Annotated in this window: 24 protein-coding genes, 1 tRNA gene and 1 riboswitch; of the genes, 19 read left to right on the forward strand and 6 right to left on the reverse strand. The window is 62.9% G+C overall.

Annotated features, from left to right (window positions below; all coding sequences use genetic code 11):
* Positions 1–3 precede the first annotated feature (3 nt).
* The 6 genes from R2669_RS20735 to glyA form a co-directional block, all read right to left on the reverse strand.
* Positions 4–3,978 carry a pilus assembly protein gene (locus tag R2669_RS20735; protein WP_316888260.1) on the reverse strand — a complete coding sequence of 1,325 codons (3,975 nt, stop codon included), beginning with the start codon at positions 3,976–3,978 and terminating at the stop codon, positions 4–6.
* A 37-nt stretch (positions 3,979–4,015) separates the two neighbouring features.
* A complete protein-coding gene (locus tag R2669_RS20740) occupies positions 4,016–4,666 on the reverse strand; it encodes a pilus assembly PilX family protein (RefSeq protein WP_316888258.1) in 651 nt (216 codons plus the stop codon).
* The gene (locus tag R2669_RS20745; RefSeq protein ID WP_316888257.1) at positions 4,657–5,619 is read right to left on the reverse strand and encodes a PilW family protein; all 963 of its coding nucleotides are present in this window, start codon (positions 5,617–5,619) and stop codon (positions 4,657–4,659) included. Before R2669_RS20745 ends, R2669_RS20740 begins: the two co-directional genes overlap by 10 nt.
* Positions 5,619–6,236: a type IV pilus modification protein PilV gene (gene pilV / locus R2669_RS20750; protein ID WP_316888256.1), complete on the reverse strand. Its 618-nt coding sequence runs from the start codon at positions 6,234–6,236 to the stop codon at positions 5,619–5,621. Before pilV ends, R2669_RS20745 begins: the two co-directional genes overlap by 1 nt.
* A gap of 170 nt (positions 6,237–6,406) precedes the next feature.
* The gene (gene nrdR, locus R2669_RS20755) at positions 6,407–6,856 is read right to left on the reverse strand and encodes a transcriptional regulator NrdR (RefSeq protein WP_027677963.1); all 450 of its coding nucleotides are present in this window, start codon (positions 6,854–6,856) and stop codon (positions 6,407–6,409) included.
* Between the two features lie 134 nt (positions 6,857–6,990).
* Positions 6,991–8,238: a serine hydroxymethyltransferase gene (glyA, locus tag R2669_RS20760; RefSeq protein ID WP_037027468.1), complete on the reverse strand. Its 1,248-nt coding sequence runs from the start codon at positions 8,236–8,238 to the stop codon at positions 6,991–6,993.
* Between the two features lie 134 nt (positions 8,239–8,372).
* Positions 8,373–8,502, reverse strand: a riboswitch (ZMP/ZTP riboswitch).
* Positions 8,503–8,640: 138 nt separating this feature from the next.
* Here glyA and ydfG point away from each other — a divergent pair.
* The 19 genes from ydfG (at position 8,641) to R2669_RS20855 (ending at position 25,223) form a co-directional block, all read left to right on the forward strand.
* Positions 8,641–9,393: a bifunctional NADP-dependent 3-hydroxy acid dehydrogenase/3-hydroxypropionate dehydrogenase YdfG gene (gene ydfG / locus R2669_RS20765; RefSeq protein WP_092971769.1), complete on the forward strand. Its 753-nt coding sequence runs from the start codon at positions 8,641–8,643 to the stop codon at positions 9,391–9,393.
* Between the two features lie 69 nt (positions 9,394–9,462).
* A complete protein-coding gene (gene ybgC, locus R2669_RS20770) occupies positions 9,463–9,867 on the forward strand; it encodes a tol-pal system-associated acyl-CoA thioesterase (RefSeq protein ID WP_316901897.1) in 405 nt (134 codons plus the stop codon).
* Positions 9,864–10,556, forward strand: a complete 693-nt coding sequence (gene tolQ / locus R2669_RS20775) for a protein TolQ (protein WP_316901898.1) — start codon at positions 9,864–9,866, stop codon at positions 10,554–10,556. Before ybgC ends, tolQ begins: the two co-directional genes overlap by 4 nt.
* 12 nt (positions 10,557–10,568) lie before the next feature.
* Positions 10,569–11,003, forward strand: coding sequence for a protein TolR (gene tolR / locus R2669_RS20780; protein WP_316901899.1), 435 nt, complete (start codon positions 10,569–10,571; stop codon positions 11,001–11,003).
* Between the two features lie 37 nt (positions 11,004–11,040).
* Positions 11,041–12,069 carry a cell envelope integrity protein TolA gene (tolA, locus tag R2669_RS20785; protein ID WP_316888252.1) on the forward strand — a complete coding sequence of 343 codons (1,029 nt, stop codon included), beginning with the start codon at positions 11,041–11,043 and terminating at the stop codon, positions 12,067–12,069.
* A 66-nt stretch (positions 12,070–12,135) separates the two neighbouring features.
* A complete protein-coding gene (gene tolB / locus R2669_RS20790) occupies positions 12,136–13,440 on the forward strand; it encodes a Tol-Pal system beta propeller repeat protein TolB (protein ID WP_147216958.1) in 1,305 nt (434 codons plus the stop codon).
* A 29-nt stretch (positions 13,441–13,469) separates the two neighbouring features.
* Complete coding sequence (gene pal / locus R2669_RS20795; RefSeq protein WP_009238838.1) at positions 13,470–13,991, forward strand: peptidoglycan-associated lipoprotein Pal; 522 nt, start codon at positions 13,470–13,472, stop codon at positions 13,989–13,991.
* A 68-nt stretch (positions 13,992–14,059) separates the two neighbouring features.
* Complete coding sequence (gene ybgF, locus R2669_RS20800) at positions 14,060–14,845, forward strand: tol-pal system protein YbgF (RefSeq protein WP_147216960.1); 786 nt, start codon at positions 14,060–14,062, stop codon at positions 14,843–14,845.
* 162 nt (positions 14,846–15,007) lie between these two features.
* Positions 15,008–15,682 carry a 7-cyano-7-deazaguanine synthase QueC gene (gene queC, locus R2669_RS20805; protein WP_147216962.1) on the forward strand — a complete coding sequence of 225 codons (675 nt, stop codon included), beginning with the start codon at positions 15,008–15,010 and terminating at the stop codon, positions 15,680–15,682.
* 6 nt (positions 15,683–15,688) lie between these two features.
* The gene (locus tag R2669_RS20810) at positions 15,689–16,804 is read left to right on the forward strand and encodes a YeeE/YedE family protein (RefSeq protein ID WP_147216964.1); all 1,116 of its coding nucleotides are present in this window, start codon (positions 15,689–15,691) and stop codon (positions 16,802–16,804) included.
* Positions 16,805–16,856: 52 nt separating this feature from the next.
* Positions 16,857–16,932 (forward strand) — tRNA-Lys (locus tag R2669_RS20815).
* Between the two features lie 279 nt (positions 16,933–17,211).
* Entirely contained in the window at positions 17,212–17,982 is a 771-nt protein-coding gene (locus R2669_RS20820; protein ID WP_316901900.1) for a sugar phosphate isomerase/epimerase family protein, read from the forward strand.
* Positions 17,983–18,011: 29 nt separating this feature from the next.
* Entirely contained in the window at positions 18,012–19,001 is a 990-nt protein-coding gene (locus R2669_RS20825; protein WP_316901901.1) for a sugar kinase, read from the forward strand.
* Between the two features lie 58 nt (positions 19,002–19,059).
* Positions 19,060–20,340, forward strand: a complete 1,281-nt coding sequence (locus R2669_RS20830; protein ID WP_316901902.1) for an MFS transporter — start codon at positions 19,060–19,062, stop codon at positions 20,338–20,340.
* A 4-nt stretch (positions 20,341–20,344) separates the two neighbouring features.
* A complete protein-coding gene (locus tag R2669_RS20835) occupies positions 20,345–21,319 on the forward strand; it encodes an NAD(P)-dependent oxidoreductase (RefSeq protein ID WP_316901903.1) in 975 nt (324 codons plus the stop codon).
* A gap of 79 nt (positions 21,320–21,398) precedes the next feature.
* On the forward strand, positions 21,399–22,463 hold the full coding sequence (locus R2669_RS20840; protein ID WP_316901904.1) for a LacI family DNA-binding transcriptional regulator: 1,065 nt from the start codon (positions 21,399–21,401) through the stop codon (positions 22,461–22,463).
* Positions 22,460–22,945, forward strand: coding sequence for a nucleoside 2-deoxyribosyltransferase (locus tag R2669_RS20845; RefSeq protein WP_316901905.1), 486 nt, complete (start codon positions 22,460–22,462; stop codon positions 22,943–22,945). The genes R2669_RS20840 and R2669_RS20845 overlap by 4 nt, the downstream gene beginning before the upstream one ends.
* 101 nt (positions 22,946–23,046) lie before the next feature.
* Positions 23,047–24,219, forward strand: a complete 1,173-nt coding sequence (locus R2669_RS20850) for an acyl-CoA dehydrogenase family protein (RefSeq protein ID WP_147216978.1) — start codon at positions 23,047–23,049, stop codon at positions 24,217–24,219.
* An 89-nt stretch (positions 24,220–24,308) separates the two neighbouring features.
* Positions 24,309–25,223, forward strand: a complete 915-nt coding sequence (locus R2669_RS20855) for a TauD/TfdA dioxygenase family protein (RefSeq protein ID WP_316888240.1) — start codon at positions 24,309–24,311, stop codon at positions 25,221–25,223.
* Positions 25,224–25,228: the final 5 nt, after the last annotated feature.

Here is a 25,228-nt window from a genome sequence, read left to right on the forward strand (position 1 = left end):
GCCTCATTTGGTATTGAGCACGAAGTTCTTAATTTCGCGCCAGCTTTGGCGTCCTTGGCGGCTAGCGGTATTGACGCCGTTGCTCGAGCCGGTGGGGCTGGTAACGGTCAAACCTTGTGCGCCGGCCGACAGAACGGTCGTGACCTTCTGTGCAACCGTACCGCCCACGGAGTCACGATCCCCCACCGTAATCGACGTCACGAGGAGGGACGGTGCGCCGAGCAAGCCTGTGCTCGATTGAACGCCGGATAGCGTGCCTGTGGCTGGCATCCCTGTGAATACGCGCAGGGCATAGCTGCGGCTGCTACCGTTACTGCCGCAGCCATCTGAGCCCGTGATGGTGTTGAAGTAAATGATGCCGTCGGCCGTCACCGCCGCTGTGACCTGCTTCTCGGTTTGATCCAGGAAATCGAGTTTCCATCCAGGCTTGTGCGGGGACGTATATCCGAGCGCATAGCTGTCCGAAGCGAATGTGTAGCCCTTTCCATCCGAGGTCGGGTTGATCTTGACCGGATTGAGCTGCGACTTCTTGGAAACGTAATGTGTGTTCGTGTTGTCGTCGTAGATTCCATAGAACGAGTTGATCTGCGGAGCCGTGCCGGTATCCGATGCCTCGTAGTACTTGCCGGTGCCGAACAGAACCATGAAGCCGCCCGGCGCATAGACGAGCACAGGTTGCATGGTGATGGGCTGGCGATGGCCGTCGGTGTCGTTGTCAACCGCTGCGAACAGCGGTTTACCCGGTGTGCCGCCAAAGGAGGGGAGGGCACCGTTGGTATTCCACTTGGTTGAGTCTCCGACCAAAACGAACTTCCACAAGTTGCCTTGCAAGTCACCGGCATATGCCGCCATGACGTGGCCGTCGGGCGCTGGCACGGTGATGGGTGTGCTCAAACCGTTCGCGGAGGTATAGGGCGGTGTTCCGCTCGGGACGGGCGTGACGATCTTGTAGTAGTTTGTGCCGAGAACCCATTTGGCTCCGGCGGGTTTGTCGAGGGAAAGCAGGAACAGTGCCGCCGGCGCGTTGGCATTGGCATTACCGTCTGGCGCATTCGAGTTCAGGCCGTTAGCGACCATGACGAACCACTTGTAGACTGGAACATTGGGTGTGACAGTCTTGTCGGTGCCAGTTTGCAGCTTCACGATCAATGGCTTGCCCATGACGTTACCCATGTCGGCATCGTCTTTGTCGGTGAACTCCCATAGCACGCTCGACGCGCTGAAGCCCGCAGCCTTCGAGCCAGCTGGATCCGTGACGTCCAGCGCGTAGACGCCTTGTGCGCCGCCACCGAAGCCGCCGGTGAGCACCGTGCGCCAGTTGTTGTTGACCTTGGCCTCGCTGATGACCGGCGTGGCGTCAACGTACAGCCGATGGGCATAGGTCGTTGAGGTCAGTTGCGCCAGATTCGGGAACACCGCATTCGGAACATAGGAGAAGACCTCTGCGCCAGTGTCGGCATTGAAGCCATGCAGCATGCCGTCGTTGGCTCCCACATAGACCATCCGCGTGCGTCCGCGATACGTGCTCAGGAACGCTGGGTATCCGGAATCACTGAAGCCGAGTGACGGGTCCCCAACAAACACGGGCGCTGATCCGATGATGTCTCCGAGCAAGCTCGTGCGAGCGCGGAACAAGCCGCTGCCGGCGCCATTACTTTCATTGGCGCGGCTGCCGCGCAGGTAGTCCAGCCGCGCTTGGCCATTGCCATCGACGGAGCCGGAGTCCGCGCTTGTGTTCAACAACGCTTGTTGCGAGCTGGAGATACCCGACCAAGTAAAGGTCGCGCCCGCAAAGGATGCATTGTTAAGCGTGTAAATCGCGCGTGTTGATGCGTTATTTGCCCTCGTTAGAACGTCGCCGGCTTCCCAAGTGGCGTTGCTGGCCACTTGCAAGCTGCCGTTGGCGAGCGTCAGTTGATAGGCGGCCAGCCGGCCGTTCCAATTTCGGTCGAAGCCCGGCGCATACACGTAGGTGCCCGTGCTCGTATTCGCCATAATGCGCGAGTTCGAGATTGCCACGCCGGACAGCGTGCCTGCGTATGAGGCGATCTGCCCGAAGATTTTCTTGATCGCGGTGATCATGGTGTCCGGCTGGCCGCCGAGAAACCAGTTGTAAGGCGTATTTGAGCCTGCGGACGATTCCCATTCGGTATTGTTGTTGACAACGGTAGTGCCGTCCTTGTCGAACGTCTTGAATGGGTTGCTGTCGCCGTTCACATCATTGAAACCGCCGTACTTAGCTGCCAGGAAGAACTGGCTTTGGCGCTGGGTTTGCCCGACCGTGCCGTTGCCGTTCTCGTTGACGTCGATTACATAGGTCGTTACGCGCGCGCTGGGCATGTCGGGCCGGAAGCCATAGGTGTGGGCCCAATACGCAATACCCGCGAGGTAATACGACGCCCAATGGGATGTCGCGTGGTCCAGATCACCCAGCAACGTGTAGTTGTGGTTTGCGTCGTTGACCAAAGGGTTGCTGTTACCTGCGGCTGGCTGGTTTGTTTCCAGCGCGCCAACCTTGTTTGTCCAGTCGCGCACATTAAAGCCGCTATAGGTGTCCGCGGCGCGCGCCGGGTCGCCTTCTCCTGTCTTTGCATTACCCGGAATGTAGTGGTCTTCGTGGGTGTTGATGTCACCGATAAGGAATACGTAGTTGCGCTGGCAAGCGTTGATCATCGGATCATCGGCCACGGATTTGCCCCAGTTGGTGTAGACCGGGTAGTTGTCCGCATACGTGGTGCTCGGCAGGCCCGAGATGGCCTCCGGCGTCGGTCCACTCGGATGGTGTTGCAGGTAGCGGATGCTCTCGTAATACATCTCGCTGACCGGGTCATAGGTCTTGTAGTTGCCCGTCGGGTTGTCCGTCGGGTTACCCATCGCTCCAATGGGCTGGTTCGGCAGTTGCACGCTCGTGCGGCCGAACTTGTTCAGGTAATTGATGACGCCGCTATTCCCTTCGGCCGCCCCCATCGGATTGACGATGAACTGACCTGTGGTCGGATTGATTTCCGCCTGCGGATTGGGACCGGCCGTGAGGTTGCGGTCTACAGCAGTCGAGCCGATGTACTTCATCGGGGCACGCAGCACGCCGCCATAGCGTTCGTTCTGGGTTGCGTTCGGATCGTTCGCACTGTCGTTCAGATACCCGAAGGCGGCAAAGCGCACGCGGTCTGCGTTCAACTGCATCTGGCCGACAGGTTTGTAGGTGCCGTTGTAGTTGAAACACAGATCGGTGCGCGTGGTGGCCTCGTTTGTGTCACAAACCTGCACCTGCACGCGGAAGGACCGACGCTCCTTCAGGTTGTTATTGCTGTCGTATTGATCGCCGTATCCACCCAGGGCGGTGCATGTGGTCGCGGGGGGCTTTTTACCACTGCCGTAGGTTGCGTAGTCTTGGTCGGCAAAGAAGATGTGGTTGCCGCAGGAAGCGATATAGAGCGATTGGTAATTGAATGGCGTGACTTTGTTCGGACTGCTTGTCGTGCCGGTACCATCAACTTTCTTGACAGGAAAATACGAGCCGCTGCGGAAGAAGTCATCGCGGAGCACGGCGCGTTGCAGCACAGTCTGGGTCGGCGAGTCGATAATGCGGTCACCGCCGGTCATTGCCATGCGGAACTCGTCAATGGCAGAGGATGCGGCCCAGTTCATGAAGTTGCCCGAGAAGTTGCCCGAGCATTCGAACGACGATGAGGCCGGCCCAGCGATCACGAAGTAGCCATTAGTCGAGTCGTAGTTGTAGCACTTGGTCGAGTTGAAGTAGCCCAGATACGTCTTCTGCTTGTCGTAAGCACCACGATAGGCGGCCCCCGTCGTTGGGAATTCCACCGACAGCGACAGCATCAGGTTCGGGTGTACGTTTTGACTGCGTCCGTACAAGGGCACGGTCGAGATGTCGACAGTCGGCACGGTGCCGGCAGCGCCTAGCACGGTAAACCAGCCCAACGCCACGATGGCGAGCAGACTGCGGATGATGTTCATGATATGTGGCTCCCCCGGTAGAGCTCTTTTACATGGATTACTTGTTGTCTGGCGGTAGCAGCTTGCGATAGGTGGTCTGCAGCATCACCGGCGTTGAACTGTTAGGGCCCCATCCCACCGCCGTGATGCGGTAAAAATGCAGACTTGTTGCGCCACCAGCTGGCGGCGCTATGCCATTACTAGTATCAAGCAACAGCTCGATGATGTAGCGAGGCTTGACCGGTGGCAGCACACCCGACCCCGTCGGGAAGGGCCGGCCGGTGAAGTCCCCATAGGCGACAGTCTGCGGGTCGGTAGCTCCGGCGCTCCAGCTCACCGTTTTCCAGACAGGATTGTCGATGTCGGCAGAGGGCAGACAGAGACCACGCCCAGAGGTTGGGCCCGGCGTGCCGCTGTTGCAGGTGCCGGCCACCACAGGGAACCCTTCTGCGGATTCCGGCTGGAACTGGGCCACGCGGCTGTTTGTCGCCGTGTTATTTCCGATGTCGTACTCGGCATCGCGCAGCGCGGCTTCAGCGGCCTGAAAGGCAATGTCGGAGTCCCGCTGATTGCGGCTTATGCGCTTGGTGTCCAGTGCCATGCGAGCGCCAGCGAGCGCCAACACAGTAATCACCAACAGCATCACCAGCGCGGTAATCAGCGCGAAACCGGGGTCACGGCGACCCGAGCGCAATGAAGTCAGAAGCATCGCGGGTCGTCCTTGTAGCAAATCTGGTAATTGCGTGTCTGTACGGTGGTCGTGAACATGCGCCGCGCTGAACCCAAGTTCTGCGTGGGCTTGTACGTTCCCTCACCGTCACCGTATTGGCTGCCGAAGAGCGTGTAGCTCTGTGTTTGGCTGGTGTCCGCACTGGTATTGTTGTCCGCCCGGATCACCATCCCTATTTTCACGGCATAGACGGACTTCCAGTCATCCGGAGACATGCTCGATGCACGTTTGTAGACTTCCGGAACCGTATCGCCATCGGTCGACACGCCGTACAAAAACTGCAGCGACTCCACGCCCGGTACGAGCTGTAGGGTGACGAAGTCCTTCTCGTCCGTGGTCCCGGTAATCTCATGGCCGGCCGCGTCACGTCTACGGAACTTGCAGGCAAGGAACGAATTGCCGTTCGCCTGCTGAATAAAGAGTATCGATAGCCCGCGCTGCGTGCTAACGGTGTCGGCGCTCGTGGCTTCGGCAACGCCCTGACCTGAGCAATCGAAAATGGTGTTGTCAGGAACGGTACGGTCTGCAGCGGTGCCCGAGCCGAAAAAACGTATCTCGATGGCGTCGTTTGTCGTATTTGTGCCGCCTGTGCCGCAGGCGGTCAGGCGCTCGCCGGCAGGTGGGTTATCGCAACCATCCAGCCCGGAAATCGATGCCACATCCGGATCGTTGATGGACGGCTGCAAGGTGCCACCATCAGGGCTGGTCGGGGTGTACGCGGTTTGCCGAAGCGCGCGTGCAATGAGGCCCAATGCAAACTGGCCCCGTTCTTCCAGATTGGAACTGTCGTCGATGGTCGTGTAGGTCGACTTCGTCATCAGGTAGAACGAGACCGTCGCAACCAGTACCAGCAGCGAAATGACCAGCGCCACCATCAGTTCGACAAGCGAGAAGCCCCGCATACGATTGCGGCGATACATGGCGGATGGCATCACGACCCTCCTGCATCGACGACGATCATGGCTTGTGGCGTTGCGGTTGTGCCGTTAGCCGTGTCCCCGATCACGACATCCGAAGTCGCATTGCCTTGATCAAGCGCAGAAAAGCGCGAGACCCAGCCAATCTTGATGACGAGCGGATCGGTTGGCTGGTTCGAGCAAGGCCAAGAGAAACCGCCGGTAATCGTGTACGCGGGGCTATCGTGGCAGATCAAGGCACGGCCGCCGGGCAGCGATGTCCGCACCGCAGTCAACCACTCCGACAGGTCAAACTTCACTGCTTCCGTCGCGCATACGGCGCTACCGCTACTGCAGCCAGTAGACGTTTGAGTGAAATAGAAGTTGGTGGATGCCACGACCGCGCTCGCGGTCTGCGTATCGAAAACGTACGGCGAGCTTGCGCCGAGCATGCCTGCATTGGCCCGCATCCGGTCCGCCATATTCGACGCCAATTGCAGGGCCAGCGTGTCATACGCTCCCTGCTGCGTAAACCGATACGACTTGATTAAAAGATTGGCGACACTCAGCACGCCGACGGCCAAAATCAGCACGGCGATCAATGCTTCGAGCATGGTGAAGCCAAGCGCTTTCCCCGGCAAAGCGTGGCGCATGGTGACTCCCGCAGATTGTTCCGACCAACTATTTTTTTAATGCTTCTTTCGTCACTTATCCGGGCATGGTACGCCAAGATTGTGACAAAGTGCTACTTCTTTGCTTTGACAGCGGATTTAACCGAAATTTTGGTCGGAACGCTAGCTGGAGCCGTGGGGGAGAACGGCGTCTATTGGCGGAATTCGTCGAGCATGTCGCGAAATTCCGACACATCCTCAAAACTCCGATACACCGACGCAAACCGGATGTACCCGATCTTGTCCAGCCGCTTGAGTTCGCGCATCACGAGCTCTCCCACGCGGTCGCTGCCGATTTCCTTCTCGCCGTGGCTGAGCAGTTTTTCTTCGATGCGGGCGATGGCCTCGTCGATGGCCTCGGCGGATACGGGGCGCTTGCGCAGCGCCAGCCGCATGGAATCCTTGACCTTGTTGCGGTCGTAGTCGACGCGGCTGCCGTTCTTTTTGACGACGGCCGGAAAGAACAGCTCGATGCGTTCGTAGGTCGTGAAGCGGCGGTCGCAGGATTCGCAGCGACGGCGGCGGCGCACAGTGTCGCCTTCTTCCGACATGCGGGTATCAATCACCTGGGTGGCCGCGTGGCCGCAAAAGGGGCATTTCATGCCGGTGGTCTCCTCGGCAACCTCAAAGAACGCACTGCGCTAAAAGAACAACGCCGCGATGGCCCCTCATTCAATTCGGGGCGCATCGCGGCAGGGTACTACGTGGCCGGAAGATCCGGCCATCGGCGGATGCCTTAGCCGTAGACCGGGAACTGCTTGGTCAGCTCGGCCACCTTGGCGCGGACGGCAGCGATGTTCGCTTCGTCGTGCGGATTGTCCAGCACATCGGCGATCAGGTGGGCGACCTTCACGGCTTCCGCTTCCTTGAAGCCACGCGTGGTCATGGCCGGCGAACCGAGGCGCACGCCCGACGTCACGAACGGTTTTTCCGGGTCATTCGGAATCGCGTTCTTGTTGACGGTGATGTGTGCGTCACCCAGCACCTTCTCGGCTTCCTTGCCGGTGATCTTCTTGGCGCGCAGGTCGACCAGCATCACGTGGCTTTCAGTGCGGCCCGAGACGATGCGCAGGCCACGGGCCATCAGCGTTTCGGCCATGGCTGCCGCGTTTTTCACGACCTGTTGCTGGTACGCCTTGAATTCCGGCGACAGCGCTTCCTTGAACGCCACTGCCTTGCCGGCGATCACGTGCATCAGCGGGCCGCCCTGGATACCCGGGAAGATGGCCGAGTTGATGGCCTTTTCGTGTTCGGCCTTCATCAGGATTACGCCACCGCGCGGGCCGCGCAGGCTCTTATGCGTGGTCGTCGTGACGAAGTCTGCATGCGGCACCGGATTCGGGTACACGCCAGCGGCGATCAGGCCGGCGTAGTGCGCCATGTCCACCATGAAATACGCGCCGATCGACTTGGCGATCTTGCCGATGCGCTCGAAATCGATGCGCAGCGCAAATGCCGATGCGCCGGCGATGATCAGCTTCGGCTTCTTCTCTTGCGCGAGCGCTTCGAGCGCGTCGTAGTCGATGTCTTCCTGCGCGTTGAGGCCGTAGCTGACCACGTTGAACCACTTGCCGCTCATGTTGAGCGCCATGCCGTGGGTCAGGTGGCCGCCTTCGGCCAGGCTCATGCCCATGATCGTGTCGCCCGGCTTGAGCACGGCGAAGAACACGCCCTGGTTGGCCTGCGAGCCCGAGTTCGGCTGCACGTTGGCGGCTTCAGCGCCAAAGAGCTGCTTCACGCGGTCGATGGCGAGCTGTTCCACCACGTCCACGTATTCGCAACCGCCGTAGTAACGCTTGCCGGGGTAGCCCTCGGCGTACTTGTTGGTCAGTTGCGAGCCCTGCGCGGCCATCACGGCCGGGGAGGTGTAGTTCTCGGAGGCAATCAGCTCGATGTGGTCTTCCTGACGCTGATTTTCCTTTTGGATGGCGGCAAAGATTTCGGGATCGATCTGGTCGATCGTATAGCGGCTGCGTTCGAACATGGCGAGTGTCTGGTCTGAAACGAAACGGAAATGGCGGAGATCGGGCGAGGCGTGGGGAAACATGCGCGCGGCTTGAACGACTGCGCTCGGGGTTGGCCGATTGCAGCGGGTGTCCAAGTCACCCTGTGCTTCCCATTCGCTGCCCAGGCGAGCGGCAGGCGCCGTTGTGCATGACGCCAGAAACCTTGCGCTTCCTCGTGGTCGCTGCCCACATGTCGAAGCCGCTCAAAGCAGCTTCAGGATTCGCCAGTCGCGCAAGGTGGAATGGTTGCCCGCGAGTGTACGACAGCCCCATGGCCGCTGCAAGAAGCGGGCGTGCAGACGCGCACATTGCGGTGCAATACCGCACAACGCTTCAGGTAAACTCTGATCTTTCGTTTTTTCAGGCCCGGAGACACTTCCATGATCGTATTCGTGACCGGCGCAACGGCCGGGTTCGGCGCGGCCATCGCGCGGCGTTTCGTGCGAGAAGGCCATCGTGTGATCGCGGCAGGCCGCCGCCAGGACCGCCTTGATGCGCTCAAGGCTGAATTGGGTGACGCCGTGCTGCCGTTCGTGCTGGACGTGCTGGATGCTGATGCCGTTGCTGCGCTGCCGGGTACGCTGCCCGAGGGCTGGCGCGAAGTCGACGTGCTGGTCAACAACGCCGGTCTGGCGCTGGGCCTCGAACCGGCCCAGCGTGCTGACCTGACCGACTGGGACCGCATGATCGGCACCAACTGCTCTGGGCTGGTGCATATGACGCGTGCGTTGCTTCCGGCCATGGTCGAACGCAATCGCGGTCACATCATCAATATTGGCTCGATCGCCGGGACATATCCGTACCCGGGCGGCAATGTGTATGGCGCCACCAAGGCGTTCGTCCGGCAGTTTTCGTTGAACTTGCGGGCCGACCTGACCGGCACGCGCGTACGCGTATCGAACGTTGAGCCGGGCCTCTGCTCCGGCACGGAGTTTTCCAACGTGCGTTTCAAGGGCGACGATGCCCGTGTGGAGAAGGTCTACGAAGGCACCGAGGCGCTCACCGCCGACGACATCGCCGAGGCCGTCTACTGGATGGCGGCGCTCCCGGCGCACTTCAATGTCAACGCGATGGAGCTGATGCCCGTTTGCCAGTCATTCTCGGCCACCAGCGTGACGCGAGGCATGGCCTGAATTCGAGCGCAAGCCCTCGGCCGGTCGGTGGATGGCTGGCCGTCACTTGCGTCTTGGTAAAATTACCCGATGGCTTCTTTTGACTGGAACCTGCGCGTGTATTGGGAAGATACCGACGCAGGCGGCGTGGTGTTTTACGCCAACTATTTGAAATTTTTTGAGCGCGCCCGCACCGAGTGGCTGCGCGCCCTCGGGGTCGATCAGCAGGCGCTGGCCGACACGACCGGGGCCATTTTCGTGGTCCGCAGCACCGCCGTGGATTACCGCGCGCCGGCCCGGTTGGACGACCTACTGCAGATCCGTTCGCGTATGGAACGGGTCGGCCCCGCGTCGGTCCAATTCGCCCAGGAAGGCTGGCGCGGCGACGTTTTGCTCGCATCAGGCACGATTCGTGTTGGATGTGTCGACCGGCTCACTTTCCGGCCGACCCCGATTCCCACTCCCGTACTCGCAACCATCAAAGCTGCCGCATGAATCCCGTCGAGGTCACACAAGATCTGTCGATCGTCTCGCTGGTGCTGCACGCCAGCCTCTTGGTCCAATTCGTCATGGGCCTGCTGCTGGTGATGTCGCTGTTCTCCTGGACGTACATCTTCCGCAAAGCGTTTGCGCTGCGCGCCGCGCGCAACCAGACCGAATCGTTCGAGCGCGATTTTTGGGCCGGCGGCGACCTCCAGGCGCTGTATCAGAGCGCTGCCAACAACCGCCACACCACCGGCGCGCTGGAACGCATCTTTGAAGCCGGCATGCGCGAATACCTCAAGGCGCGCGAGCTGCAGCGCGGCGGCGGCGATCCGAGCGCCATTCTCGATGCCTCCCGCCGTGCCATGCGGGCGGCGTACCAGCGCGAGATGGATTCGCTCGAATCGCACCTGCCATTCCTGGCGTCGGTCGGCTCGGTCAGCCCGTACATCGGCCTGTTCGGTACGGTCTGGGGGATCATGAACGCCTTCCGCGGCTTGTCGAACGTGCAACAGGCGACGCTGTCGGCGGTGGCTCCGGGCATTGCCGAAGCGCTGGTCGCCACGGCCATCGGTTTGTTTGCGGCCATTCCGGCGGTGATCGCCTACAACCGCTACGCCACCGAGATGGACCGTCTGGCCAACCGTTTCGAGAGCTTCATGGAAGAGTTCTCGAACATCCTCCAGCGCCAGACGCGCTAAGGAGCCGCGCTCATGGCTACCATCCAGCGAACGCGCCGCGCCCGACGGGCCAAGGCTGACATCAACGTCGTTCCGTACATCGACGTGATGCTGGTGCTGCTGGTCATCTTCATGGTGGCGGCACCCGTGGTGAACCCGGGCGTGGTCAATCTGCCCTCGGTGGCCAACGCTACGCCGCAGCAGACCCAGCCGCCCATCGTCGTGACCATCAAGGGCGACGGCACGATCCTTGCTCGCATCAAGACGAGTTCCGGCGCCACCGAGCAGAAGCTCGCCAACAACAACGAGCTGCGCGCATTTGTGAAGCAGCGCACTGACGAAAACCCCGATCAGCCCGTCGTGATTGCCGCCGACAAGTCGGTCCAGTACGACCGCGTGCTGAGCGTGATGAGCGTGCTCAAGGGCGATGGCGTGAAGCGCGTCGGCCTGATGGTGAAATCGTCATGAGCACGTTGAAGAATCCGGGCGAGGCAACCTGAACGTCATGGCTACGACGTCGTTGCACCGTTACGAGCCTGTTCGCGAGCGCGGCACGCTGCGCGCGTTCGGGTTGGCGGTCCTGACACATATTCTGCTGCTGGTTTTTCTGTACTTTGGCGTGCAGTGGCAGAGCAGCACCCCGCGCGGCGAAGAAGCCGAGCTGTGGGACGAGGCGGCGGTTCAGCAGGCCGTGCAGCAGGCCGCGCCGGTGCCGGACGTCAAGCCGGAACCGGTGATCAAGGCGCCGCCGGCCAAGGTGGAAGAGGAAGCCGATATCGCGCTGGAGCAGCAAAAGCGCAAGCGCGAACAGGAAGCTGCTGCTGCCCGTGAGGCCGAACTCGCCCGCCGCGCTGCTCAAGAACGCGCCGAAGCGCAGCGTCAAGCCCGTCTGAAGGAAGAGCAACAGGCGCGTCAGGCGGAACTCCAACGCAAGGCCTTGGCCGAACAGCAGGCCAAGGAAAAGGCCGCTGAGAAGGCTGCCGCAGACGCAGCGCAAGCCCGCAAGAATGCGCAACTGCAGGCCCAGGCTGAAGCCAAGGCCAAAGCGGAAGCTGATGCAAAGCAGAAGGAATTGAAGGCCAAGGCCGCTGCAGAAGCCAAAGCCAAGGCCGAAGCAGAGCGTAAGGCGAATGAATCGCGCGCCAATGCACAACGCCAGGCGCAGCTGGATCGGCTGCGCGCGATGGCCGGTGCGGGCGCCACGGGCACGGTGGCGGGCTCCGGCGGCGGTGTCGGCAATGCGCAGGGCACGGGCGGCACGGCGTCAGCCGGGTATGCCGAGCGTGTGCGGGCCAAGGTCAAGCCGAACATCCTGTTCGATCCTTCGGCTGTCAATGGCAATCCGTCGGCGGTCGTGTCGGTGCAGATGGCGCCGGACGGGTCGATCCTGTCCAAGCGCCTGACGAAATCGAGCGGCAACGGCGCCTATGACGAAGCCGTGATGCGCGCGGTCGAACGCTCGGATCCGCTGCCGCGCGATACCAACGGCAAAGCGCCGTCGAGCGTCATCCTGACGTTCCGGCCGAAGGAATAACGGGTTGGCGCTCCTCAAGGGGGCGCCGGCCAGCGTACTCAGATTCCGGATTTGATAGTAGGGAAGATGAACATGATGCGAACGATGTGGATCCCGATGTTTCGACGCGCGGCGCAGGCGCTGCTGCTGACTGCGGCAAGCGTCGGCGTGGCCCATGCCCAGCTCAACGTGGAGATCTCGGGCGTCGGCGCCAGCCAGTACCCGATCGCGATCGCCAACTTCCAGGGCGAGGCACAGGCTCCGCAAAACCTCTCGGCGATCGTGCGGGCGGACCTGGCGCGCAGCGGCCGCTTCTCGAACGTCGATGTGGCCGGGGCGGTCGTGCCGGAAAGCCCGGCGCCTGACCTGGGCGCCTGGAAGTCCAAGGGCGCAGCAGCCTTCGTGGGCGGCACCGTGACCCGCAACGGCGACCGCTATGAAATCCGCTTCCGTTTGTACGACACTGCGAAGGGCGAAAGCCTGGGCGGCCTGTCGCTCACGCGGGGCCCCGGCCAATTGCGTTTGGCCGCACACGAAATTGCCGACTACATCTATCAGAAGCTGATTGGCGAGCGCGGTATTTTTGCGACGCGCCTGTCGTACGTGTCCAAGGTCGGCCGCCGGTTCCAGCTGCAGATTTCCGATTCGGACGGCGCCAACCCGCAGATCGCTTTGACGAGCAACGAACCGATCATCTCGCCGTCGTGGTCGCCGGACGGCACCAAGGTCGCGTATGTGTCGTTCGAGAGCAAGAAGCCGGTGGTGTATGTGCATGACCTGGTGGCAGGCCGCCGCACGGTCATCTCGAACCAGAAGGGCAACAACTCGGCGCCGGCCTGGTCGCCGGATGGTCGTCACGTGGCGGTGTCGCTCTCGCGCGATGGCAATACGCAGGTCTACCTGGTCAACGCCGATGGCTCGGGCCTGCGCCGCCTGAGCCGCAGCAGCGCGATCGATACCGAGCCGTCGTTCTCGCCGGATGGCCGCTACATCTACTTCACCAGCGACCGTGGTGGTGCCCCGCAGATCTATCGCATGTCGGTCGACGGAGAAGAATCGGGCGGTGCGCAACGCGTGACGTTCAAGGGCAGCTACAACACGAGCCCGCGTGTGTCGCCGGACGGCAAGCTGTTGGCTTACATCTCGCGCGTGGGTGGTGCGTTCCGCCTGTACACGCAGGACTTGTCCAATGGCGATGTGAACGCGCTGACGGATACCTCGAACGATGAATCGCCGAGCTTTGCGGCCAACGGCAAGTTCATCCTGTATTCCACGCGCGTGGGCGGCAAATCGGTGTTGGCCGCGGTGTCGACCGATGGCCGTACGCGTCAGGTTCTTTCCCTCCAGGCCGGCGAGGTTCGTGAGCCGGCGTGGGGTCCTTTCATGCAATAACGAAGCTGTTCCACTAGGAGAAATCGGACATGTCGAAGTCCCAAACCATGATCAAACTTGCAGCCATTGCCGCGCTGCTGGCCCTGGGCGCTTGCAGCTCGGGCGTGAAGCTCGATGACACCGCCAAGAACGGTACGGGCGGCGCTGCCGGTACGGGCGCCGATGCCCGCACGGTCACCCCGGTGGACGTGGGCCGTGACGAACTGACCGACCCGAACAGCCCGCTGGCCAAGCGCAGCATTTACTTCGATTTCGACAGCTACTCGGTCAAGCCGGAGTACCAAGGTCTGCTGGGTCAGCACTCGCGCTACCTGCAATCGCACAACCAGCGCAAGGTCCTGATCCAAGGCAACACCGACGAGCGCGGCACGAGCGAATACAACCTGGCACTGGGCCAGAAGCGTGCCGAGGCCGTGCGTCGCGCCCTGTCGTCGATGGGCGTGCCTGACAGCCAGATGGAAGCCGTGAGCCTGGGTAAGGAAAAGCCGCAAGCGACCGGCCACGACGAAGATTCGTGGGCACAGAACCGCCGCGCCGACATCGTCTATTGATCGGTACGGTTTGAAGTGGAACGCGCCGGCTGCGAGGTTGCGGCCGGCGTTCTTACGTTGGCAATCACATGAATACGATGATGAAACAGCGCGCTTATGGGGCCACGCGTCGGGCCATCCTGATGGCGACGCTCGTCGCGGGTGGCGCCCTCACCATGGCCGGCCCGGCGGCAGCGGGGGTGTTTGACGACGATGAGGCGCGCCGCGCCATCATCGACATGCGCGACAAGTTCAACAACTTCCAGTCGACGGCGGCCCAGCGCATCGATCAGAACAGCAAGAACCTGATCGACGCGCAAAACCAGATCGAGACACTCAAATCCGAAGTGGCGCGCCTGCGGGGGCAGAACGAAGTCCTGCAGAACAGCGTCGATACGCTGACCAAGCAGCAGAAGGATTACTACGCCGACCTCGATGCGCGCCTGAAGAAGTTCGAGCCCCAGCAAGCGACGGTGGACGGCCGCGAAGGCATGGTCCAGCCGAACGAGAAGCCGGAATACGACGCTGCGCTCAAGGCATTCCAGGGTGGCGACTTCAAGGGTGCGGGCAATCAGTTCTCGGCGTTCGTGAAGAAGTATCCGCAAAGCCCGTATCTGCCGCTGGCGCAGTTCTGGCTGGGGAATGCGCTTTATGCGCAACGTGACTACAAGGGCTCGAGCTACGTGCTGGAGAACATGGCGCGCAGCAATCCGCAGCATCCGAAGGCGCCTGATGCGCTGCTGCAGGTGGCGACCAACCAGGGCGAGTCGGGCCAGAAGGCGGCTGCGCGCAAGACGCTGGAATCTGTGGTCTCGCAGTATCCCGGTACCGAGCAGGCCAAGACCGCCCAAAGCCGGCTGAAGACGATGCGCTGATCGGCAGGCCGCTCGGCATGTGAACAGACGCCCGCCCGTGGCTTCACCGGCGGGCGTTTTTCATGGGGCGTCAAATGGTGTCCATATGCGGCAGCGGGGGCGCGCAGGGCGGTGGCACGCTAAAATGCGGGCCTTCCCGAATCGCTTTGCAAGGCTTCGCCCATGAAAAAACGCGCCATCGTCCTGCTCTCCGGCGGGTTGGACTCTGCCACCGTGCTCGCCATGGCCAATGCCGATGGCTTTGAGACTTACGCGCTGTCGATGCGCTACGGCCAGCGGCACTCGTCCGAGCTAGAGGCGGCGAAGAAAGTAGCGGCGGCGCTCGGCGCTGTGCGCCATGAAATCGTCGATCTGGACCTGCGCAAGTTCGGTGGTTCCGCGCTGACGGACGACGCGCTCGACGTGCCGACCGACGGTGCGCAATCGGGCATCCCGATCACGTATGTGCCGGCGCGCAACACCATCATGCTGTCACTGGCGCTCGGCTGGGCCGAGGCGGTCGGCGCACGTGACCTGTTCTTTGGCGCGAATGCCGTGGACTACTCCGGCTATCCGGATTGCCGCCCCGAATACGTTGCCGCGTACGAAACACTCGCCAACCTGGCGACGAAGGCCGGCGTGGAAGGCGAGCGCATCCGTGTGAACGCACCCATCATCGACATGACCAAGGCGGAGATCATCCAGGCCGGCGTGCAGCTGGGCGTGGACTACGGCCTGACTGTGTCCTGCTACAAGGCCGACGACGCCGGCCGCGCTTGCGGCGTGTGCGATTCGTGCCGCATCCGCAAGGCCGGGTTTGAAGCTGCCGGCGTGCCTGACCCCACCCGCTACGCCTGACGCACCATGCCCGAGATCGATCTCAACACGTTGTCCCACACGGTGCTGTGGGGCACGTTTGCGCTGACGTTCGTGTTTGGCGCGATCCTTCAGCGCACGCACTTCTGCACGATGGGCGCGGTGTCCGACGTCATCAACATCGGCGACTGGAACCGGCTGCGCATGTGGGCGCTGGCCATCGGCGTGGCCATGATCGGCACGGGGTGCCTGAGCTGGCTTGGCCTGATCGATACAAGCAAAACGATCTACACGGCCAGCAAGCTGCTGTGGCTGTCGTCGCTCGTGGGCGGGCTGCTGTTCGGATTCGGCATGGTGCTGGGCTCGGGATGCGGCAGCAAGACGCTGGTGCGTATCGGCGGCGGCAACCTCAAGTCGGTGGTGGTGTTCGTGTTCCTGGGGCTCGCGGCGTACATGACCCTCAAGGGCGTGTTTGGCGTGGTGCGTGTGGCAACCGTGGACAGCGTAGCCGTTGCGCTGCCGACGTCGCAGGACTTGCCGAGTGTGCTGGGCCACGCGTTCTCCGCCGATGTGCGCATGCTGCGCCTGGTGCTGGCGCTGGTGGTCGGCGGGGCGCTGTCGCTATGGGCGCTGCTGGGGCGCGATTTCCGCACGGGTGACAACCTGCTGGGCGGCATCGGCGTTGGCCTCGTCATCGTCGGCATGTGGTATGTCTCGGGGCATCTCGGCTATGTGCAGGAAGATCCGAACACGCTGCAGGAAGCGTTCGTGGCGACCAACAGCGGCCGCATGGAAGCGCTGAGCTTCGTGGCGCCGGTGTCGTACACGCTGGAGTGGCTGATGTTCTTCAGCGATACATCGAAGGTGCTGACGGTCGGTATCGTCAGCGTGCTCGGCGTGATTGCAGGCTCGGCGGCGGTGGCGCTGGTCACGCGCACGTTCCGCTGGGAAGGCTTTGCGAATGCCGAGGACACGGGCAACCACATCATCGGCGGCATCCTCATGGGCATCGGCGGCGTCACGGCGCTGGGTTGCACGATCGGGCAAGGGCTGTCCGGCGTATCGACGTTGGCGATCGGCTCGTTCATCGCGCTGGCCGGTATCGTGATCGGCGCGGTCCTGGCGTTTCGCTACCAGATGTGGCGGATGGAGCGGCTTGTCTGACCTGCGGGGCGTTGACAGAATCGCGGGTATCTCCCTATAATCGCGGTCTTTGGGGTCTTTAGCTCAGTCGGTAGAGCAGTAGACTTTTAATCTATTGGTCGCGGGTTCGAATCCCGCAGGACCCACCAAAATTCGAAGGGCTGACAGGCGACTGTCGGCCCTTTTTGTTTGGGCTTGGCCGTGCGCGCGCACGATCGCCATCTTCCTCGGCTCTGGGTGGCCGAGCTTCCACTTCCACAGCTCTGCTGTGCCTTCCCGAGGGCGCCATCGCCCCGCCACCGCCGATCAAATGGCTGGCGGGTCGCATTCTCCGGGCGCCGCTAGGGATTTCCTCTATAGCGTTCATCATCCGCAGACACCACCATATCTTCCATTGGAACCGGTTCCATACGGAGAAAAGCGCACAAATGACAGATATCGTGATCGTGGCGAGCGCGTTCGGCGCCGCGCAGGTGCTCGAGCAGGGGCATCACGCCTATGTTCCGCTGGCCGCGTCGGTCGGTGCGGCCGGCTTCGAAGTGCGGCGTGAATTGTTGCCCGCTGGGCTGGACGGCACGGTATCGGCGGATGTCCTGGCGGCCCTGGGTCGCCTGATGGCCGCATACGGCTTGTGGGCGGTCTACTCGACGCCGGCCACGCTGTACTCCCACGACGGCACGTTGGACGCGGTCGCCATTCGCAGTGCGCTGGCCGAAGCGCAAACCTTGGGCGCGCGCATCGTGAAGTTCCAGCTCGGCGGGTTTGCCGGCGATGCGTCGCCGGAGGCGCTGGCCCAACTGTTGCAAGGCTGGCGCGCACGGGTGCTTGTTGAGAACGGTCAGCAGGCGGTGGGCGGGTCGCTGTCGCAGTTCCGAGGCTTATTCGCCGCATTGGAAGAGGCTGGCGTGGCCGACATGCTCGGCATGACGTTCGACGTTGGCAACTGGGAGTGGGCTGGCGAAACGCCGCTTGCATGCGCGCAGGCGCTGGCGCCGTACGTCGAATACATCCATTGCAAGAGTGTCGCGGGAGAGGGCGCGCGTCGCTTTGCCGTGGCGCCTGCGGGCAACGATGCGCGATTCGCCGCTGTGCTGGCCGCGCTGCCCGGCGATGTACCGCGCGGCATCGAATTTCCGTTCAACGCGGTCGATCCCGCCGCGGACGCCCATCAACATGTCATGTGGCTCAAGGCCGCCTGACGGTGACTCGACATCAAAGGAGCTTACGCATGTCGCATACGTTGGATGTCATCACCTACGGCGAAGCCATGGCGATGTTCGTGGCGACGGCGCCCGGGCCGCTCGCGCAGGCCACGCAGTTCACCAAGCGGATCGCCGGTGCCGATCTGAACGTCGCTGTCGGCTTGAGCCGCCTCGGTTTTCACGTCGGCTATGTGAGCCGGGTGGGGCAGGATTCGTTTGGCGAATATGTGCTGGAAACGCTGGCACGCGAAGGGATCGACGCCTCGCGTGTAGCGGTGGATCCGCAATATCCGACGGGCTTCCAGCTGAAGTCGCGCGCCGACGATGGCAGTGACCCGCGTGTCGAGTACTTTCGCAAAGGTTCGGCTGCCAGCCGCCTCTCGCGCGCCGACTATGTCGCCGACTATGTGCTCAGCGCGCGCCATCTGCATCTGACGGGCGTGGCCCCCGCAATTTCTGCATCGTCGTGCGAGCTTGCGTCCCACCTTGCGAGGGAAATGCGTGCGGCCGGTCGCTCGATTTCCTTTGACCCGAACCTGCGCCCCACGCTGTGGCCTTCCGCAACCGAGATGGTGAGCACGCTCAACGCGCTGGCGTCGCTTTCCGATTGGGTACTGCCCGGCTTGGCCGAGGGGCAGCAACTGACCGGCTATGACACTCCGGCCGACATTGCGCGTTTCTATCTGGACCGAGGCGCGCGCGGCGTTGCGATCAAGCTGGGCGCTGCCGGCGCCTACTACCAGACCGCTGATGGCGCGGAAGGCGTTGCCGACGGCGTACGTGTTGAACGCGTTGTCGACACGGTCGGCGCGGGCGACGGCTTTGCGGTGGGCGTTGTCAGCGCGCTGCTTGAAGGGCTGTCTGCCGAACAGGCCGTTGCGCGCGGCAACCGGATTGGCGCGCTGGCGATCCAGGTGATCGGCGATTCCGAAGGCCTGCCGACGCGCGCCGCGCTCGAGGTACTTGAACAAACGGCCCGCTTGGGGTGCGAGCCGGAATCCATTCCCAGCGTGTAACGCAGCGCTTCGACTGCCGCCCTCAGGGGCAACGCACACCATCAAAGGAGACACGAACATGGCAACGCAACTTGCTGCGCGGCGCTGGTGGATGATCATGCCGATCGTCTTTATCACCTACAGCCTGGCCTACCTCGACCGCGCCAACTATGGCTTCGCGGCGGCGGCCGGCATCAATCATGATCTGGGGATCAGCCAGGGGCTGTCGTCGTTGATTGGCGCGCTGTTCTTCCTTGGCTATTTCTTCTTCCAGATTCCGGGCGCCATCTACGCCGAGCGCCGGAGCGTGAAGAAGCTCGTGTTCATCAGCCTCGTGTTGTGGGGCTTGTGCGCCGCGCTGACGGGTGTCGTCAGTGACATCCCCTCGCTGCTGGCGATCCGGTTTGTGCTGGGCGTGGTTGAGGCGGCCGTCATGCCGGCCATGCTCATCTACATCAGCAACTGGTTTACCAAGCAGGAGCGCTCGCGCGCGAATACGTTTCTGATTCTCGGCAATCCCGTGACCGTGCTTTGGATGTCGGTGGTATCGGGCTACCTCGTGCGCGAGTTTGGCTGGCGCCATATGTTCATTGCCGAAGGCGTGCCCGCCATCATTTGGGCTGTGTGCTGGTGGTGCCTGGTGCAGGACAAGCCCGCGCAGGCGCCGTGGCTGAGCACACAGGAAAAGCGCGACCTCGAACAGGCCCTGGCCGCGGAGCAGGCCGCCATCAAGCCGATGCGCAACTATGGCGAGGCCTTCCGCTCGCCGGTCGTCATCAAGCTGTGCGCGCAGTACTTCTGCTGGAGCATCGGCGTCTATGGCTTTGTGCTGTGGCTGCCGTCCATCGTGAAGAACGGCTCGTCGCTCGGCATGGTCGAGACGGGCTGGCTGTCGGCGCTGCCGTATTTGGCGGCCACCATCGCGATGCTGGCGGCGTCGTGGGCGTCCGACAAGGTGGGGTCGCGGCGTGGTTTCGTCTGGCCTTTCCTGCTGGTGGGCGCCGCTGCGTTTGCCGCATCGTATGGACTCGGCTCAACGCACTTCTGGATGTCGTACGCGCTGCTCGTCATTGCCGGTGCGGCGATGTATGCGCCGTATGGGCCGTTTTTCGCGATCGTGCCGGAGCTACTGCCGAAGAACGTCGCGGGCGGTGCGATGGCGCTGATCAACAGCATGGGCGCCCTCGGTTCGTTTGTCGGCTCGTACTTCGTTGGCTACCTGAACGGTGCCACGGGCTCCCCGCTGGCGTCGTACGCATTCATGAGCGCGGCGCTGTTGGCCGCCGTGGTGCTCACGCTCTGCGTCAAGCCGCAACCGCGTGACGCTTACCCGCTTGCCAACGCTGTCCCAGGAAAATGAACTGATGAAACCGCTTGTCGTTGCCTACAAGCCGCTGCCCGACGATGTCGTTGCCGAGTTGCGCGAGCATGTCGAACTCGTGCAGGTTGACAATGCCGCGGCGTTGACCAAGTCGCTTGCCAACGCCGAAGGCGCGATCGGCGCGAGCCTGAAGATCACGCCACAGATGCTCGACAGCGCGCCCACGCTCAGGGCGTGGTCCACGATTTCGGTCGGCTATGACAATTTCGACGTGCCCGATCTCACGCGCCGCGGCATTGCGCTTGCGCACACGCCGGACGTGCTGACGGAATCGACCGCCGATACCGTGTTTTCGCTGATCCTCGCCTCTGCGCGTCGCGTCGTGGAACTGGCGGAGTGGGTCAGGGCCGGCAACTGGCAGCGCAGCATCGGGCCCGAGCTTTACGGCACCGATGTCCAGGGCAAGACGATCGGCATCGTGGGGCTGGGTCGGATCGGTGCGGCGTTGGCTCGCCGTGCGGCGCTGGGTTTCCGGATGCGTGTGCTTTACACGAACCGGCATCCGCATCCCGAGGCGGAAGCGCAGTACGGCGCGCGCCGCGTGACGCTCGACACGTTGCTCGCCGAAGCCGATTTTGTCTGCCTGCAGGTGCCGTTGACGCCCGAAACGCAGCACCTGATCGGGGCGGCAGAATTGGCGAAGATGAAGCGCAGTGCCATCCTGATCAATGCATCGCGTGGGCCCGTCGTCGACGAGGCGGCGCTCATCCAGGCATTGCGCAACGGCACGATCCGCGGCGCGGGGCTCGATGTGTTCGAGCACGAACCGCTGCCGGCCGACTCGCCGCTGCTGGCGATGAAAAACGTTGTGGCATTGCCCCATATCGGCTCAGCAACGCACGAGACGCGGCACGCCATGGCCCGCTGTGCGGCCGACAACCTGATCAAGGCGCTGGCCGGTACGTTGCGTGAGAACCTGGTCAATCCGCAGGTGCTGGAGCCCGCTCGCGCCCAGTGAGCCGCGTGCCGGGATTGCGCTATGATCCTCGCACCCTGGCGCCGGCCCCTCGCGCCGACGGCCTGTTCTGAAGCGCATCGTGACTGATTCCCCATCCTCTTCCTCGCGCCCTGCGACCATCACCGACGTGGCCCGCGAAGCGGGAACCGGCAAGACCAGCGTGTCGCGCTATCTGAACGGCGAGATGCAAGTCCTTTCGGAAGATCTGCGACAGCGCATCGAAGCCGCCATCCAGCGGTTGAACTACCGGCCCAACCAGATGGCGCGCGGTCTCAAGCGCGGCCGCAACCGGCTGCTCGGCATGCTCGTGGCCGACCTGACCAATCCTTACACGATCGAAGTCCTGCAGGGCGTCGAGGCCGCTTGCCACGCGCTGGGCTACATGCCGCTCATCTGCCACGCCGCAAACGAGATCGAGATGGAGCGCCGCTTCGTTCAATTGCTGACGACGTACCGGGTCGAAGGCCTGATCGTCAATGCGCTCGGGGCAGAAGAGGCTGTGCTGCGACCCTTACGGGGTGGCGGTATTCCCGCTGTGCTGGTGGATCGCACGGTCGAAGGGTTTGACGCCGACCTCGTGGGGCTCGACAACTGCGGCGCCGTCAGCCTAGGCGTGCAGCATTTGGTGGAGCACGGTTTCGATGCCATCCAGTTCATCGTGCAGCCGTTTGAGCAGGTCAGTTCTCGGCGTGAGCGCGAACGCGCTTTTCGGGAGGCGATGGCAGCACGGGGGCGTTCGGTGCCGCCCACGGTGGTGCTGGACCCTAACGATCAAGCTTCGGTCGAGCGTGCGCTGGCCGAGATCGACACGCGTGTCGATGCGGTGTACCAGCGTGGCGGAGAACGACTGGCGCTGTTTGTTGCCAACGCGCCGGTTGCGCTCATCGTTGCGCGGCATCTGCATACGCAGTTCGGCGCAGCCTGGCAGGAGCGTGCAGCGCTGTTGTCGATCGACGATCCGGAATGGGCGGAGTTGATCGGCATCACCACGATCCGGCAACCGACATACGACATCGGTTACAAGGCCGTCGAATTCGTGCATGAACGCATCGAAGGTGTGAGCGGCGATGCCCGTGTCGTATTGCTTCCAGGTACGCTCGTGGAACGTGCCTCGACGGCGCAATCGGCTCAGGCTGCGTCATGACGTTGCACCTCTACCTCGCGGGGCCGGATGTTTTCCGTCCCGAGCCCATCGCGCACGGCGAAGCCCTTAAGGCGCTGTGCGCTGAGTTCGGCTTCATCGGGCTGTATCCGCTTGACAACGCGATCGCCTCGCAGGCTGACGGCCCTGCGACCGCCGCGGAGATCTATCGCCAGAACATCGCGCTGATCGATTCAGCTGACGCCGTGCTCGCCAACGTAATTGACTTCCGGGGTCACGAGCCCGATTCCGGCACGTGTTTCGAAATCGGCTACGCCATCGCCCGCGGCAAAGACGTGTGGTGCTATCACGTGCCCGCCGCGCCGCTCCTGGCGCAGGTGCCGAACACAAACGGCAACGATGCCGACGGCTGGGCCGTGGAAGATTTCGGCCTGCCGCGCAACCTCATGATCGCGTGCAGTTGTCACCTCGTCGTGGGCGATGTGCGCGCGTGCCTGGAGCGCATGCGGGCGCACTACGCATAGTCGCGCGCTGGATATGCGTATGCGGATTGCTTCCTTCAAGGCGGTAGGCGCCGTCCGTATAGTGCGTGCACCGGATGACGTCTCCGACGCGAGGCAAACGCATGAAGCTCGACGATCTGCATCAACTTCCCGACCTGACGCATCTGCTGGCTGAGTTGGCGGCAACCGCTGCGCAGCGTGACCAGCACGGCGGTCATGCCGCGCACGAGAAGGCTGCGATTGCGCGAGCGGGCCTGCTGCCGCTGTTAATTCCCACGCAATACGGCGGAAGCGGCGTCAGTTGGGCCGATGCCTTTGCCGCAGTGCGCGCCATCGCCGCAGTCGACAGCTCCCTTGGGCACCTGCTCGCTTTCCAGTATCTGCAAACCGCAACCGTCTATCTGTACGGCTCCGACGCGCAGCGCGAACGCTTCCTGCGTCCGACCGCCGAGCTGGGCTGGTGGTGGGGCAACGCCGTCAATCCGCTCGACCATCGCCTGCGTGCGCAGCGCTCGGGCAGCGGCTGGCTGCTCGATGGCGAAAAGGGTTTCTGTTCCGGCACGCTCGGCTCCGACGTGATGGTCGTGTCTGCCCACGACGCGGCCAGCGGCAACCCCGTTGTGGCGGTGGTGCCGACAGCGCGCTACGGCATCACGGTGCGAGATGACTGGCATCCGATCGGGCAGCGCCAGACCGACAGCGCCTCCGTGCAATTCCGGCATGTGCAGGTCAGCGAAGATGAAGTGCTGGTGCGCCCCGAGGCCGTCCTCACGCCATCTCAAACCCTGCGTTCGTGTATCGCGCAAAACGTACTGGTCAATCTCTACACCGGCATTGCGGCAGGCGCGCTGGACGAGGCGCGCAAGCACACGCTGCAATCGTCACGGCCGTGGATCACTTTGGGCGTGGAGCGCGCGGCGGACGACCCGTACCAAATTCACCGCTTTGGCGAGATGCGCGTGCAATGGCTGGCGGCAGAAGCCCTGGCCGATCGCGCCATCCAGCGGTTGGACCGCGCATGGCGCAAAGGCGCTGCGCTCAGCGCCGAGGAGCGTGCCGAGGTGTCGCTCGCTACGGCCGAAGCCAAGGTATTGGCACATCGCGCCGCATTGTTCGTCGCCCAGGAATTGTTCGAGGCGACGGGCGCACGCTCGACCAAGGCGGCGCTCGCGCTGGACCGCTTCTGGCGCAACGCGCGCACGCATACGCTGCACGACCCCCTCGACTACAAGCTGCGCGCCATCGGCCGCTACGCGCTGGAAGGCATCCTGCCCGACGCCACCATCTACGGCTAAGCGCCTATCGATCTGCACATTCCTTCGTTGGCACGCGGCGGGGCCGAGCGGTGTAATGTGAAATTCGTCTATTGCCGCGCGCTTACATCATGTCCGACGCCGTTGTTGCCGCCGTTGTTGCCACGGATGCTCCTGCCGTTCACACAGCCCGATTCCACATTCGCCGCCTGCCCGACGCACCGCTCGGCGCAGAGGTGCTGGGCCTGCGCGATGCAGCCGATTTGTCTGACGCAGACATCGCGGCCATCCGCCAAGCCTGGCTCGCGCATGACGGCCTGCTGGTTTTCCGTGACGTCGAATTCACGCCGCAGGCACACGTGGCGTTTAGCCGCCGCTTCGGCCCGCAGCAGGTGCATGTGCTGAACCAGTTTCATCTGAGCGGCTATCCGGAAATCCTGGTCGTCTCCAACGTGGTCGAAAACGGCAAGCCGATCGGCTTGGGCGATGCAGGGCGGGATTGGCATTCAGACCTGTCGTACAAGCCGCTGCCGAGCCTCGGTTCGATGCTGCTCACGCGCGAGTTGCCGGAAGAGGGCGGCGACACGCTGTTCGCCAACATGGTGCGCGCCTACGAAACGCTGCCGGCCGATCTCAAGCGCATCATCGAAGGCCGCCGTGCCGTGCATTCGTATGTGTATCGCTATGAGCGACTGCGCGCGCTGTCGACTTGGCGTCCGCCGCTCACGCAAGCGCAGCGCGACGCCGTGCCGCCGGTCGATCACCCCGTTGTGCGCACGCATCCGGAAACGGGCAAGCGTGCGCTCTTCGCCAACGAAGGCTTCACGTCGCACATCCTGGGTTTGCCGGAAGACGAGAGCACCAGCGTGCTGGAGCAACTCTTCGCCCACAGCGTCCGCGCCGACAACGTCTACACGCACCAGTGGCGCCCCGGCGACATGCTGTTCTGGGACAACCGCTCCACCATCCACTTCGCGCCGGGCTGCCCAGACAAGTATCGGCGCACGCTGCATCGCACGACCATCGAAGGCGACGTGCCGGTTTAGGCGCG

Source organism: Ralstonia edaphi, from assembly GCF_958350185.1.
Taxonomy (GTDB): domain Bacteria; phylum Pseudomonadota; class Gammaproteobacteria; order Burkholderiales; family Burkholderiaceae; genus Ralstonia; species Ralstonia edaphi.